The following is a 14551-nucleotide window of genomic DNA, read 5'->3' on the forward strand; positions in this document are numbered from 1 at the left end:
AAGGGTAAAACCATGATTGATATACAACCGTATATGAACAAACTGAAATTGTCTGTAATCAGCATGAGCGTGGTATTTGCAGTGAGTGCTTGTAGCGGTGATAACACAGCTACGGAAGAGTCGACAGCAGCCAATGAACCAGCTACCGCTGTAGAAGAAACAGCTGTAGCAGAAACCGAAGGCACGATACCTGAGTCTGTGGTTGATCCAGAAACAGATACAGAGTCAAAAGTAGCAACAGAATCTGCTGACATAGTAGATGACGCAGTGGCAACACCTGAAACTGATTCTGAGCCTGAAATGTTGGCAGCAGATGCAGGTGCTAAACTGTATGAATCAAACTGTCAGGTTTGTCATGCTGCAGGTTTGCTCGATGCGCCAAAATATGGTGATACAGCGGCTTGGTCAGCTCGTCTAACCAAAGATAAAGAGACGCTATATATGCACTCGGCTAAAGGCTTTAATAAAATGCCAGCACAAGCGGTGAATGGTGTGACCGAAGCACAAGTTAAAGCAGCGGTTGATTATATGCTAGCGTCGGTAAGCTGATACGCTATATTAGAGTATGTCAGCTATTGAAATTTGCTAAACTGGCCGTCATTGTGACTGACAATGACGGTTTTTTTATGCACGTTTTTTGTCATGCCAGTCTGAGAATATACAGCTGTATCAAGCGAATTCGAGATAGTGTGTGGCTGACTGTATTATAGTCGGTGAACTACTAAACCGCTACGGCGTTACCCTCCTTAGATGTACTACTTGTACAATCTGCAGTCGGCTGCCTTGTACTCATTTTAGAGTTCTTTGACTATAGTTATCCAATTTCTCAAAATGATGTAAGATAAAAGTGCGATAAAAATAGCACGAAAACGAAAGTATAAAGGCAAAAGTATGAAAGTATTGGGCTTAGAGACTTCTTGTGATGAGACGGGGCTGGCGATTTTTGATAGTGAGCAAATAAATAGCGACAACCAAGGTTTGGTCGGGCAAGTACTGTACTCTCAGATTGAGCTGCATGCGCTCTATGGTGGCGTTGTGCCTGAGCTTGCCAGTCGCGATCATATTCGCAAGCTAGTGCCATTACTCAACGAGCTGCTAGAACAATGCGATATGAAGAAAAGCGAGATCGATGCGATTGCCTATACCAAGGGGCCTGGTCTTATTGGTGCATTGATGACAGGCGCACTATTTGGTCGTAGCTTAGCTTATGGTTTGGATATTCCAGCGATTGGTATTCATCATATGGAAGGGCATCTTTTGGCACCGCTTATGGGTGCAAACCCTCCGGCGTTTCCTTTTGTCTCGCTACTAGTATCTGGTGGGCACACGCTACTGATTGCTGCTCACGGTGTGGGACAGTATGAAATCTTGGGTGAGTCGATCGATGACGCGGCGGGTGAGTGCTTTGATAAAGCGGCTAAGATGCTAGGCTTACCTTATCCCGGTGGGCCTAATGTTGCCAAACTGGCAGAAGCTGGCAATCCTGATGCTTACGCACTGCCAAGACCGATGCTTCATCGAGGTTTGGACTTTTCATTCAGCGGTATGAAAACAGCGGTACATAACCTGATTAAAGACACTGCTGGCTCTGATAGTGATCCGCAAGTTCGCGCGGATATCGCCGCGAGCTTCCAGCATGCGGTGGTCGATACCTTAGTGAAAAAATGTGTCAAAGCACTCAAGCAAGTAGGTATGAGCCGTCTGGTTATTGCAGGCGGCGTCAGTGCCAACACGCATCTGCGCGAGATGTTAGAGGCTGAACTGGCTAAGATCAATGCAACGGTTCATTATGCACCGCCTGCGCTATGTACGGATAATGGCGCGATGATTGCTTATGCAGGTTTTGAGCGCTTGCAAGCAGGACAGTCTGATGATCTGGCCGTTAGCTGTATTCCGCGCTGGCCAATGACAGAATTACCAGCCGTATAATTGAGCCTTTTGTCCACCAAACCTATTTGAACTAAGGACAGTCTATGCAGTGGCTTGCTATTGGTCTGGGAGCAGCATTCGGTGCTTGTCTTCGAGCTTGGCTATCGCGTTTTAATGCCTTGCACGGTTGGGTGCCACTCGGTACTTTGAGCGCAAACATCCTTGGCGGACTATTAATTGGGCTTGCGCTAGTATGGTTTGAGCGCATGGGTAGCAACTTATCTGATCATGTGCGTGTCTTTGTGATTACTGGCTTTTTGGGCGGGTTAACTACCTTTAGTACGTTTAGTGCAGAGGTATTTGGCTTTATTCATGACGGGCGGCTGCTGGCAGGCTTAGCGCTCATCGGCTTGCATGTTGGACTGACATTATTAGCAACCGCGCTTGGCTTTTATTTCTTTAAGTGCGTACTTTGAGCTTGTATCGATATCACCTGCTTAATGAGTGGTCTGATTTAAGTGGTTACCGAAATACAGTCTGTTTTAAATGGTCTGTTAATGAGTCTAGAGGGCATAATGACTGGTTCCGCTGGGGTATGATTGGGTAAACCAGATGCTACGTCATTAAGGCAAGGTAAATCTAATAGCATCCATAACAAATTTAAGACGATTGTAGAGGTTTTTAGGTGGCTGATAAAAGTAGTTACAATGAAATAGATCTTGAAAATATCGCCAATTTCAATGAACTAATAGGAACAAATCACTCTTTTAAAGACGGTGATGTTTCAGTCTATTTTAGAGGGTTAAAAGATAGGTTAATATCTGAGATTAACAATTCAGAGATGGTTCTTGGCGCAGTAGCATGGCTCACGGATTATGATTTATTAGAAGCTATGTCTAAAAAACCTTGTCAAATAGTACTGCAAAAAGAGGATTTTTTACGACCAGATATGGAAGTAATATTAAGCCGTAGTTCGAAATTAAAGTTAAGAGAAGCCTATAATAATCTTTCATTCGAATATACATCTGTAAGCTTTTCTAATAAAATCTTTGAATTATCCTATGATGAGATTTTTGATATTGAACCTGTAAGGTGTTTTGGTCTTCTTACTGAAAAAATGAAACATTGCTCTCCGAAAATGCATAATAAATTCTTAATATTTTGCGAATTTGATACTAATACAAATAAAATAAAGCCTAAAAAAGTTTGGAGTGGATCAGCGAATTTAACAGAAATGTCAATGTACTCTTTAGAAAATGCTATTTTAATAGATAATGAAACCATAGCATTACAGTATCTTAAGGAGTATGAATATATTTATTATTTATCAGAAAGTTTAAACTGGGACTCCACTTGGGTTTCTCCATTTAATAATAAGTAATTCAAGGATTAGTTATGAAAAATAGACCACTTATAACTGAGCAAAAAACGGTTAAAAAAGAAGATAGACCACTTAGAAATATATATAGTATTGAAGCACTAAGAAAGAAAATCGGGTGTGCCTCATACGATGACCTAAAGCCGTTGGGCTATGACGTTGACGGTTATTTTTCTCGAAAGGAAGAAGAGAGGCTAAGAGCAATTACAGATCCATATGTACCAACAGACTACGATAGTAATGGGTGTTACTGGGGGACGTAACAAAGAATTGGGACTAGATGGTGGATTGTCTATTTAGTGCCAGACGTGTTTGGCAGCTTGCAACTTGCCCACTCTGCTAATCCACTAGCCTGTGCTTCGTTTCCTTGATGCCTTGCTGCTCTAAGTCTTTTTAACGTTTTACGAGTTGGGTGTACATTATAATATGATACACCTACACCTGTAATAACAGCGCGACCATTATTTTTATCTTGCAGCCTGATTTTATTGGTATTAAGTTTAAAATTGAAGTAGTTGCATATTTTAATAACCTCGCTGATTATAAAATGAACTTTTTCTTTTTCATCAAAGCTAAAAGTTAAGTCATCTGCATATCGGCTGTAAATAATATTACTATCGAAAGATCTCAGGTTTTCAACAATCATGCGATCCAGTTCTATTACTGCAATGTTAGCGGCATAGGGACTTGTAGGGTAGCCTTGAGGTAGCCTACTCTTAATTAGAATAAAATATAAAATATCTTCTGAAATATATTTTTCTAGATGCTTTGAGGTAATATTATCAAAGAAGTCTTTGATATCTAAACTTAAGATATAGCGGTTTTTAAGGTGACAAGAAGCATTCGTGACACAGTTTCTACCCTTAAAAAAAGCATGATCACAGTCATAAATATGTTTTTTTTCATATATATATGCGAGAGGTTTTAATAAAGTATTAAGATGTCTTTTAAAAGATTCATCAGGAATATATATGTCTCTGAACTTACCATTTTTTTTAGATAACTTTATTTTTCGATAAGTATAAACCTTTTCTTTTTTAGCCAAAATTTACACCTCAAATTTCATACCACCGAAATAATGTAAAACCCTATCGAAGTTACGTATCTCCAATCTGCCGCAGGTAGATTAGAGTTTTTCCAAGTACCTGCATGATCCAAGTTTTAAGCGGACGAAACGTCTACGCCAAGATCATGCCATAGCTAACTATGATAGGGCAAATAAGATGCTACTTCATTTCAATGCAAATGTAAATTAGAGTCTTTATTGGATTGACGACAGCAAAAAATATCCTGGTTAATTAGCGGTGAATTGACCCGATAATTAAGCGCATTCAGATGGACATTAATTCAACCTAAAATCCCACATGCATTGAAGTTAATTGGCTACTTCCAAATTTTCAAGCACTCACTAGGGAACCATGCTTTGTTCGTACAACGAGTGTTATGACAAATAAAGCTCTAAACCGGCTTCACAATCCCTTCTAACAAACTCGCAAAACCCTGCATATAAGCAATGTCTTGACTAGAAGTACGCGTCGCCGCATACAACTGACAATGTACGCCATCACCTAATGGTCGCGAGACGACCCAGCCTTTTTTCTCATATTCAGCAACCACCCAATCAGGCAATGCTGCTACGCCGCGTTCACTGGCGACCAACTGAATTAGCATCGCGGTCAGCTCTGTCGTACGAACACTTTCAAAGCTTACTTGTGCTGGCGTCATAAAATTGGCAATGATGTCGAGACGCTTGGCCTCTACGGGATAGGCAATCAATGTCTCGTTAATCAAATCATTGGGGTCAATAAATTTTTGAGTAGCTAAATCATGTGTTGGTGAAAGTACCAAACGACTCTCGTACTCAAACAATGGCTGATAGCTGATACCATCGAGCGGCAAATCGCTGGTCGTAATGAGTAGATCAATATCACCTTCCATTAGCAAATGGTGCGGCTCTGGCTCAAACCCTGTGGCAAAGTCGAGCTCGACATCCGACCACTCACGGCGATAGTGATTGAGTATCGGCATGAGCCAATCAAAGCAACTGTGACACTCTGATGCCAGTCGCAACCTGCCTGCTTGACCGTGTGCTAAGCGCTTGAGGTTGGATTTGGTGCGAGTCACTTGCGGTAAAATACTGTCTGCTAATGATAAAACCGCCTTGCCCGCTGGCGTAAAGCTAAGCGGACGAGTTCGGCGATTGACCAAGCTGATATCGTAATAGTTCTCAAGCTCTTTTAGCTGATGCGAAACGGCAGAGGCGGTGACATGTAGCTCGTCTGCTGCTGCCGCAAGTGAACCATGCGCACGCAGCGCGGTTAATGTATTAAGATGACGCAACTCAAGCATGATATTACCCAACCGCTATCGTGAGAAAAATTCATTATAATCAATATAGCGCTGACTTTCACTCACAGCCCATTATTAATGAGCAATTAATAAGCAATCAACATTTAGCGCTTACGTAATAACAGCTGTGAGATAACCACCAATACTAGTGAAGCAACCAACAATAACGTACCAATCGCATTGACCTCTGGTTTTAGACCGACGCGCACCATAGAGTAAATGCGCAGCGGTAAAATCTCATAGCTAGGCCCTGTGACAAAGGTCGAAACCACTACATCATCTAGCGATAGGGTAAAGGCAAGCAACCAACCCGCCATGACTGCTGGCAAGATAACTGGGATCAATACTGTACGCACCATGGTTGATTCGTTAGCACCCAAGTCGCGTGCCGCTTCCATTAAACGTTCATCTAAACTACTCAATCGTGCAAAGACGGTAATGACAACAAAGGGTAGGCAAAAAGTAATGTGCGCCAATAGCAGCGAGACGAAGCCCAGCTGCAAACCAATCAGTAAGAATAATGCTAATAATGAGATAGCGAGTACAATCTCAGGCGACATCATCAGGACAAATAGCAATCCATTTAATAAGCCTTTACCACGAAAATTATAACGATGTAAGGCTAGGGCAGTGAGTGTACCTATCAAAGTCGAGACAGTGGCCGCCACCAATCCCAAGACAATAGAATGCCAAAATGCATCGAGCATCGCTTGGTTATTGAATAATGATTCGTACCACTTTAAGCTAAAACCGCCCCAGTTATAGCCAATTTTTGATTTGTTAAAGGACATCACTACCAAGACGATGATGGGCAAATACAGTAGGGCATAAATCAGGCCAAGATAGCCTTTGGCGGCGATACTGCCAATCTTAAGCGTACGAGCTTTTTTTGTCGGTGCACTATAAGACATTAGGCCACCTCATTAAAGTCGGTCTTGCCAATACGGCGGCTACTGGCACGATAGGCGATTAATAGTACGGCCATCGCAAGGGTCAATAATACGCTGGCTGCTGCACCGAATGGCCAATCACGCGCATCCAGAAATTGGTTTTTAATAATATTACCGACCAATAAATTACGAGAACCACCCAAGATGTCTGCCACATAAAACATGCCCATCGCAGGCAATAGCACGAGCAGTACACCAGAGATAATCCCTGGTGTCGTTAATGGCAATACCACATGCCAAAAGGTTTGTGTTCTGGATGCGCCCAAATCTTGCGAGGCCAATAGCATATCATTGCGTAAGTCGGTAAATACTGCATATAGCGGTAGCACCATAAACGGGAATAACAAATACGTTAAGCCGGCTATCACCGCGCCTTGAGTGTATAAAATATCAATAGGGGCATCGATGACGCCTATCGCTAGTAGGGTTTTATTAATCAAACCGTTATTGGCAAATAGCAATTTTAGTGCATAAGTCCGTACCAAAGAGTTGGTCCAAAATGGCAGTATCAGTAGTAGCATCAGTAACGGCTGCCAACGTACTTTTGCTTTGGAAATCAGCCATGCAAAAGGATAGCCAAGCAGTAGGCAGATAACCGTTGTGATACCTGCCATCCATAATGAGTGGACAAATACCTCAAAATACAACGGGTCAATCATCCGCACATAACTGTCGATGCTGACAGGTAAGCTAATAAAGGCACTGCTATCACGGGTCAAAAAACTGACAGCGATGACTAGAATATTTGGCAATAGTGCGAATATCAGTAGCCAACCCCAGATTAGCCAAAGCGTGGCGGTACGAAATGGACTTTTACTGCCTAAGTGGTTGCGAGCCATCAGCTACCATCCTTTTGTGCAGTTATGTCTGACGTAGCTTCAGAGTCTTCTGGCAATACCCATTCCCAGCCATCTACCCATGAGACTTTGACGCCTTCGTTTAGTTTGTAATCGAAGCTTGGGTCGTCCTCGTCAAAGAACTCAGAAGCCTTAATGATATGACCATTTGCCAGTTCGATAATCGAATCTAAGGTGCTACCTTTATAGTTACTTTCGATGACACGGCCTAACAGTCCGCTATGCTCATTGTCTTTTGGATCGTATATTCGTAAATCTTCGGGGCGAAGTAGTAAATTGACGATATCGCCCACTTGCACATCATTGGCAAAATTGGGACGACGTAAGTTGCGTAATGTGGTTGGCCCTTCTTGCGCTTGCGCTTCACAGACTTCGACCTCGATGCGTCCGTTAGTCACTTTGCCATCGCGATCTGGCTGGTCTGGATGGACACCTTTGACCTCAGCTTTGAACAGATTGGTTTCGCCGATAAATTTTGCAGTAAATAGGTTGGCAGGGGTTTCATAAATCCCGATAGGCGTACCGATTTGTTGGAACGTGCCGTCTTTCATCACGGCAATACGGTCTGACATCGAGAGCGCTTCTTCTTGGTCATGAGTCACGAAAACAAAGGTAATGCCAAGTTCACGTTGCAGACGCTTGAGTTCAGATTGCATTTGCAGGCGCAGTTTATGATCGAGCGCGGATAATGGCTCATCAAGTAATAGCAGTTTAGGGCGGTTAATCACTGCGCGTGCAATCGCAACTCGCTGCTGCTGACCACCAGACAAATCTTGCGGCTTGCGGTTGGCCAAATGCTCTAGCTGTACCATCGCTAGCATCTCGCTAACACGTCTTTGGATTTCATCTTTTGGTACTTTTTTTAGCTTTAGGCCATAAGCCACGTTTTGGGCGACGCTCATATGAGGGAACAATGCATATTGCTGAAATACGGTATTGACCGGACGTTTATCAGCGGATAAGCCTGCCATCTGTACACCATCCAAATATATCGCTCCAGCATTAGGCTGCTCAAAGCCTGCAATCAAGCGTAGTAATGTCGTCTTACCACAGCCTGATGGGCCAAGCAGCGTCAAAAACTCACCATGTTTGATATCAAGGTTGATGTCTTTTAGGACTTCGGTTTGATCATAGGTTTTTTTTAGACCAGTCAGTTGCAGCAGCACCTGATCATCATGAGGTGACGCAGAGGTGTTATGCGTATTTTGAGATAAATCGGTCATAATATCTGTTCCTAAGCGTCCAATTTCTGTATACAGCTGACTGTCATTATAGGGATTGGCATGAGCGTAAGCGCGGTCTGAATGCTGCCTGAGTGCTGCGTATTATAACAAACCCTTGGTATAAGTCAGTGCAAGTTCATTATAAGTTACGCGAGTAATACTGTCGTAGCAGCGATATATACAGCTATATTTTTAAATGTGACTACATTCACCTAGCGATATTTAGACAAATTTTTTTACCGTTTTTGGGTTTTTATTCCTATACAATCACGTTATGGCTGACAAATATTATTAGCCTGATAGTTTGACGATAATTAGTCAGTCTGTGCTGGAATACATGTATGCAAAACAGCTTATAACTCTAATATTATTGATGATAAAGGATCTCTCATGCCTACCGATATACGTCCAACCACAGGTCAAGAAGCACTTGAGCTTTTAAAAGCAGGTAATGCACGCTACGTTGATAGCCTCACCAGTACCGATGAGTATATGCAGCGCCGTCCAGAGTTGGTCAAGGATCAAAATCCATTGGCCATTATTTTGGGTTGCTCGGATGCACGAGTACCCGTTGAGATTGTCTTTGATCAGGGTTTGGGAGATTTGTTCGTTATACGAGTCGCAGGTAATGTGGTTGCACCATCGCAGATTGGTTCAATCGAGTTTGCAGCCGAAGCCTTTGGTACGCAACTGGTGGTGGTACTTGGACACTCGAAATGCGGTGCTGTCACGGCTTGCGTTGAGACACTGATTAATCCTGAACAAAACTATTCACCTAACTTGCAGTCCATCGTAGATCGTATTCGTCCAAGCGTTTATAACTTGCACGAACTGGCAACTGCCAATGGTCAAGACGTCGATGCAGACGAGTTGGTCGATCGTTCTATCCGCGCTAACGTACGTATGTCAGTCAGTCAGCTAAAGCATGGCTCACGTGCATTAGAGGACTTAACCAATAGTGGTCAGCTATTGGTAGTCGGTGCTGAGTATGATCTTGAGACAGGAAAAGTGCGTTTTTTAGATAGCTAGTTAGTCTTAGATAACTAGCTAGTTAGGGTATACAGACGAACACACCTTGTTCATATTCTTACAAAACCCTATCAGTTATTTCGCCATTTTTTATTATGATAAGAGAACGACGCAAATTACGACAATCGTGATTTGCGTGTTTTTGCCTTTATTTTCTGAATTATATTAGGATAATTATGTCTACTTCATCTAACAACAATAACGACGCAATAGACCAACCTGCTAGCAGCGTCAGTACTGATGGTGTTCAGCCAATCTCATCACAGACGACCGGTTTTACTTTTAACCACACCATGCTGCGTGTCAAAGACCCAGTGAAATCGCTTGAGTTTTACACTGGCGTCTTGGGTATGACCTTGCTTGCCGTTAAGAAGTTCCCTGACATGGGATTCGATTTATATTTCTTGGCTAAGTTGACCGAGAGCGAGCGCGAAAACCTGCCAACTGGCGATGATCTAGAAATCTTTGCTTTCCGTCAGCGTGGTATTTTGGAGTTGACGCATAACTACGGCACCGAAACCAAGGCTGATTTTAGCTATCATGACGGCAATCAAGATCCGCAAGGTTTTGGTCATATTTGTTTTAGCGTTCCAAGCTTGGATGAAGCGGTTGCTTGGTTTGATAAAAATGACGTCGAATTTAAAAAGCGTCCAGAAGACGGTAGCATGAAAAACATTGCCTTTATCAAAGATGTAGACGGCTACTGGATCGAAATTGTTCAGGCCGATTTGATGGGCTAGTTGTCAGAAAGACAGCACCTATTAAGATAAGTGCGCTAATAAAAATAAATAGAATAAAGGAGTATCACCCAGATGCCTACCTCTGAGGCAGAAACGACACTGAGTGCTGAGACAGCTGCGCAGTCTACGACAACGGATGGATTGACCTATCAAAGCATCCTTGGTTCGGCAAATGAGATATGGGTTGGCTTTGTTGAACGCATCCCATACTTTGTCGCATCAATTATCGTTATCCTAATTTTTTGGTTCTTATCGATTGTCTTCAAAAAAATCGTTCACAAATTATTAGGTAGCCGTAGTCGGCATCAGAACTTGGTCAAAGTGTTTCAGCGAGTAGGTGGGGCGCTTATTTTCTTTATTGGTTTTATGATAGCGATGGTTATTGCAGTGCCAGGATTCACCCCTGCTAAGCTGATTGGCGCGCTCGGTATTGGTTCCGTTGCTATCGGTTTTGCTTTTAAGGATATCTTCCAAAACTTACTCTCTGGTATCTTGCTGCTAATTTCAGAGCCGTTTCGTATCGGTGATCAGATTGTCTCAGGCGACTATGAAGGAACAGTCGAAGATATCAAAATTCGCGCAACTACCATCAGGACTTATGATGGCCGTCAAGTGGTGATTCCAAATTCAGATCTCTATACCTCAGCATTGACCGTCAATACCGCTTATAAGCAGCGCCGTCTGCAAGTCGCAGTTGGTATCGGTTATGAAGATGATATCGAAGCGGCCAAAGCTGAGATTATCAAGGCGTTAGATAAGATAGAGAGCGTCTCGAAGAAAGCAACGCCAAGCGTGATTGCTACTGGTTTTGGTGGTTCGTCCATTGATCTAATGGTACGCTGGTTTATCGAAGATGGTACGCAAGCCAATAAGGTTGCCTCGATTCATCAAGTAATTGTAGGTATCAAAAACTCATTGGATGCAGCGGGCGTAAACATTCCATTCCCAATACGTACGATTGATTTGAGTGATCCTTCAGTGAGTGCAATCGTTAATAAAATGAACGAGCAGCAAGACGTTGTGGATGTGAATAAAACAGTGGCAGAGTAGGGCGCTCGGTGAAATATTTAATTAGTTTCGAAACTTTGATTTCCACATTATTCAGAAAACTAAAAAACCGCCACATCAATTGATATGGCGGTTTTTTATACGTGTCTACTTGCTATAAGTATAAAGGCTTATTCGTCTTTTGCTCTAAAGTCGGTATGGCATGATTTACAGCTTGCACCAACTTGTCCAAACGCAGGCTTAACATCGTCCATGCTAGTGGCGTTTTGGGCGGCGGCGTTTAGCTCAGCAGTGACTTTTTGAAAGTTTTCCACTTCAGCACTGAAGCCATCAGCATTAGACCAAACCGCTTCAGTAGCATTACCTACCGCTTCTGGATCTTCAAAATGACTCCAAGGCTTGGCGGCATCTTCTGCCAAGAACGCCGCTTGCTCTTTAAATACATCGGCATCAAATGTGTCAGGTGCTTTTGCCATATCACCCATGACGCCCATTGCATCGCCCCAGTTTTTCATGGTGTCTTGACGCGCTTGCACATCAGGGTTAGATCCTGTTGAAGTGCTACAGGCCGTTAGCCCCAGTGCAGCCGCCATCAAGGTAACGCTGAACAGAGATTTGAAAGATTTGTTGGTATGAACCTGTGCCATATGACTTACTCCTTTAAACTTGGCTAATAGTAAGCGCGATTACAAACGCTCGCTTCGTCGTAAAATATAGTTATACAAAATACTGCCTAAAATTCTTTTGAGCACAGTTGCTAATAAAGAACGTCTTCTATTGTAACGGTTATCTGGGCGATGGGAATTATATAGTTGTTATATCCTCGTAATATTTTAGATAAGCATAACTTAACTTGGTTGTTACTGCTCATAGTTGATTGCGATGATTGTATAGTAGCTGCACAACGTATTTCTGTACGATAACAACGTGGGAGTAGCTCGTTTAGATAGTACTGATAATAAAAAAGGCCAGCGATAGTAGCTGACCTTTTTAATATTTTCCAAAAATATGAGTATTTCAATATTTACGAAAACTACAGTGCTAACCAATCACGCGGTTTTAGATAGTAATCGGTCAACTCAAATTCAGGCGTTCCTTTAGCAGGCTCAAAGCGATAATGCCAACTGGCAAGCGGTGGCATACTGACTAGGATGGATTCGATACGTCCATTACTCTGTAGCCCAAATAGCGTTCCACGATCGTAGACCAGATTGTATTCAACATAGCGACCACGGCGATAGAGTTGAAACTCGCGCTGCGTTTCAGTATAAGGCGTGTTTTTACGCTGTTCAAAAATCGGCATGATACCGTCAAGATAACCGTTGCCCACGGCTTTCATAAAGTTAAAGCAAGTCTCAAAGTCCCAGCCGCGACTCTCAGTACTGACGTCATCATAAAACAGACCACCAATACCGCGCTGCTCATCACGATGGCGCAGATGAAAATACTCATCACACCACTGTTTAAAATCAGCGTAAATATTGTCCCCAAAAGGCGCACACAAGTCATGACAAACTTGATGCCAGTGTACACAATCAGCGAGTACTGGATAGAATGGCGTTAAGTCAAAACCACCACCAAACCACCAAATAGGTGCTTCACCTTCCGCTTCCGCTACGAATAAACGCACATTGGCATGGCTCGTAGGCACGTTTGGATTTTTGGGATGGACAACCAGTGACACGCCCATTGCTTGGGCTTTACGTCCAGCGATATTAGGGTGACGCGCTGTCGCCGAGGCGGGGAGGTTATGTACATGAATATGGCTAAACATGACGCCCGCTTTTTCGATGACCTCGCCATCTGCCAATACGCACGACCGTCCGCCGCCGCCTTCAGGACGTTCCCAGTCATCAGGAACAAAGGTCGCATACTCGTTGTTATTAGTGCTGCCGTCACGCTCTTGTGCTTCTAGCGATTCACAGATACGCGCCTGTAAATCAACCAAAAATTCGCGCACTCGCATGATGTCGTTATTGGTTGGCGTCGTCACGGACGCCACCGTTGATAAGTCTGTTTCGTTATTTGTATTTGTAATACTCATAAGATATCTATTTATTCAGGTGTATGGCGGTATTAAGGTCTGTATCGAGAGAAGCGTCTATATCAAGATTGATATTTTTATCAAACAAGTGGCCCATGCGATCACGTTTGGTTGCTAGATATTCCGCATTCATATCATTGACACCGACCAACAATGGCACCCGTTCGACAACATCAATACCATGCTCAGTTAGATAAGCGACTTTGTTTGGATTGTTGGTAATGAGCCTGACGGCATCGACACCGACATGGGCAAGCATCGGACCACACATATCATAGATACGCGCATCGGCAGGCAAGCCTAACATGAGATTAGCATCCAGCGTATCATGCCCCTGATCTTGGAGGGCATACGCACGAATCTTATTGGTCAAACCAATACCGCGGCCTTCTTGACGCAAATACAAAATTGCACCGCAACCTGACTCTTGGATGGCTTGCATGGCAGTATTGAGCTGCGGACCGCAGTCGCATTTCAATGAGCTAAACGCGTCGCCTGTCAGACATTCAGAATGAATGCGAATGAGCGGCACTTGCTTTGCTATCGATTCGTTCTTTTGGTTTAATATCATGTCGTCTGAGGGTTGGCTAGCCATGATATCTGTCTGTTGATCGACCACAGTTAGACCAACGGTCAGCATGACATGCTCTTGACCTTCGCTATTTTCAAAGATATGAATATCAAACTCGCCGTGACGAGTGGGTAATTTGGCACTAGTGATAAATTGATATGACATTGCTGTCCTACATAAGCCTAAAGTCGTGGCGGTGAAAAGTATGTTGTTGCTGTTTGAGATGAGCGCTGTTTGAGACGGTTACTGTTCGAAATAACTATTAGTTGAGATGAGCATGTCACCTAAACTTTCCTGCTAAGATTAAAATGATACCAGTATAACCTGTTCATAGAGACAGCGTGCTCATTGTATTTTTTATAAAAACACACAAAGTTCACAGACGACGCACGATGATTAAAGCGACAATTAAAAAAAAATGCTATTATGCCATACTATTTTGACGGATACAGTGACAAGTCTTTACCCTTACATTACTATGTCGTCACTAACATCCGCTATTGATGCAAAATAATAGGGCATAATGTCACCCC

16 protein-coding genes are annotated in these 14551 nt (G+C 43.0%); 8 read left to right on the plus strand and 8 right to left on the minus strand.

Annotated elements, in window-relative coordinates; genetic code table 11:
• The first annotated feature begins 12 nt into the window (after positions 1-12).
• From CXF62_RS12850 to CXF62_RS12870, 5 genes are all read left to right on the plus strand, one after another.
• On the plus strand, positions 13-549 hold the full coding sequence (locus tag CXF62_RS12850; protein WP_102094675.1) for a c-type cytochrome: 537 nt from the start codon (positions 13-15) through the stop codon (positions 547-549).
• A 342-nt stretch (positions 550-891) separates the two neighbouring features.
• Positions 892-1929 (plus strand): tRNA (adenosine(37)-N6)-threonylcarbamoyltransferase complex transferase subunit TsaD, encoded by a 1038-nt coding sequence (gene tsaD / locus CXF62_RS12855; protein ID WP_102094676.1) that lies wholly within the window; start codon positions 892-894, stop codon positions 1927-1929.
• A gap of 44 nt (positions 1930-1973) precedes the next feature.
• Positions 1974-2345: a fluoride efflux transporter CrcB gene (gene crcB / locus CXF62_RS12860; RefSeq protein ID WP_101205094.1), complete on the plus strand. Its 372-nt coding sequence runs from the start codon at positions 1974-1976 to the stop codon at positions 2343-2345.
• Positions 2346-2554: 209 nt separating this feature from the next.
• Positions 2555-3250 (plus strand): phospholipase D-like domain-containing protein, encoded by a 696-nt coding sequence (locus CXF62_RS12865; RefSeq protein WP_102094677.1) that lies wholly within the window; start codon positions 2555-2557, stop codon positions 3248-3250.
• A gap of 14 nt (positions 3251-3264) precedes the next feature.
• The gene (locus tag CXF62_RS12870) at positions 3265-3510 is read left to right on the plus strand and encodes a hypothetical protein (protein WP_102094678.1); all 246 of its coding nucleotides are present in this window, start codon (positions 3265-3267) and stop codon (positions 3508-3510) included.
• Between the two features lie 29 nt (positions 3511-3539).
• On the opposite strand, the gene CXF62_RS12875 is transcribed toward CXF62_RS12870, so the two are convergent.
• From CXF62_RS12875 to potA, 5 genes are all read right to left on the minus strand, one after another.
• Positions 3540-4292 (minus strand): reverse transcriptase family protein, encoded by a 753-nt coding sequence (locus CXF62_RS12875; protein WP_102094679.1) that lies wholly within the window; start codon positions 4290-4292, stop codon positions 3540-3542.
• Positions 4293-4705: 413 nt separating this feature from the next.
• Positions 4706-5596 (minus strand): LysR family transcriptional regulator, encoded by an 891-nt coding sequence (locus CXF62_RS12880; protein WP_102094680.1) that lies wholly within the window; start codon positions 5594-5596, stop codon positions 4706-4708.
• Between the two features lie 104 nt (positions 5597-5700).
• Positions 5701-6507 carry a spermidine/putrescine ABC transporter permease PotC gene (gene potC, locus CXF62_RS12885; protein ID WP_102094681.1) on the minus strand — a complete coding sequence of 269 codons (807 nt, stop codon included), beginning with the start codon at positions 6505-6507 and terminating at the stop codon, positions 5701-5703.
• A complete protein-coding gene (gene potB / locus CXF62_RS12890; protein ID WP_102094682.1) occupies positions 6507-7385 on the minus strand; it encodes a spermidine/putrescine ABC transporter permease PotB in 879 nt (292 codons plus the stop codon). The genes potC and potB overlap by 1 nt, the downstream gene beginning before the upstream one ends.
• Positions 7385-8626 (minus strand): spermidine/putrescine ABC transporter ATP-binding protein PotA, encoded by a 1242-nt coding sequence (potA, locus tag CXF62_RS12895; RefSeq protein ID WP_102094683.1) that lies wholly within the window; start codon positions 8624-8626, stop codon positions 7385-7387. Before potA ends, potB begins: the two co-directional genes overlap by 1 nt.
• Positions 8627-9016: 390 nt before the next feature.
• On the opposite strand from potA, the gene CXF62_RS12900 reads away from it, so the two are divergent.
• From CXF62_RS12900 to CXF62_RS12910, 3 genes are all read left to right on the plus strand, one after another.
• Positions 9017-9655 carry a carbonic anhydrase gene (locus CXF62_RS12900; RefSeq protein ID WP_057758161.1) on the plus strand — a complete coding sequence of 213 codons (639 nt, stop codon included), beginning with the start codon at positions 9017-9019 and terminating at the stop codon, positions 9653-9655.
• A 176-nt stretch (positions 9656-9831) separates the two neighbouring features.
• Positions 9832-10395, plus strand: coding sequence for a lactoylglutathione lyase (gene gloA / locus CXF62_RS12905; protein ID WP_102094684.1), 564 nt, complete (start codon positions 9832-9834; stop codon positions 10393-10395).
• Positions 10396-10467: 72 nt separating this feature from the next.
• Positions 10468-11445 carry a mechanosensitive ion channel family protein gene (locus CXF62_RS12910; protein ID WP_102094685.1) on the plus strand — a complete coding sequence of 326 codons (978 nt, stop codon included), beginning with the start codon at positions 10468-10470 and terminating at the stop codon, positions 11443-11445.
• Positions 11446-11573: 128 nt separating this feature from the next.
• Here CXF62_RS12910 and CXF62_RS12915 read toward each other — a convergent pair whose 3' ends face one another.
• From CXF62_RS12915 to ribA, 3 genes are all read right to left on the minus strand, one after another.
• Complete coding sequence (locus CXF62_RS12915) at positions 11574-12050, minus strand: c-type cytochrome (RefSeq protein ID WP_102094686.1); 477 nt, start codon at positions 12048-12050, stop codon at positions 11574-11576.
• Positions 12051-12436: 386 nt separating this feature from the next.
• A complete protein-coding gene (hemF, locus tag CXF62_RS12920; protein ID WP_102094687.1) occupies positions 12437-13447 on the minus strand; it encodes an oxygen-dependent coproporphyrinogen oxidase in 1011 nt (336 codons plus the stop codon).
• 7 nt (positions 13448-13454) lie between these two features.
• Positions 13455-14183: a GTP cyclohydrolase II gene (gene ribA, locus CXF62_RS12925; RefSeq protein ID WP_102094688.1), complete on the minus strand. Its 729-nt coding sequence runs from the start codon at positions 14181-14183 to the stop codon at positions 13455-13457.
• Positions 14184-14551 lie beyond the last annotated feature (368 nt).

The sequence above is a fragment of the Psychrobacter sp. MES7-P7E genome, assembly GCF_002863645.1.
Taxonomy (GTDB): Bacteria; Pseudomonadota; Gammaproteobacteria; order Pseudomonadales; family Moraxellaceae; genus Psychrobacter.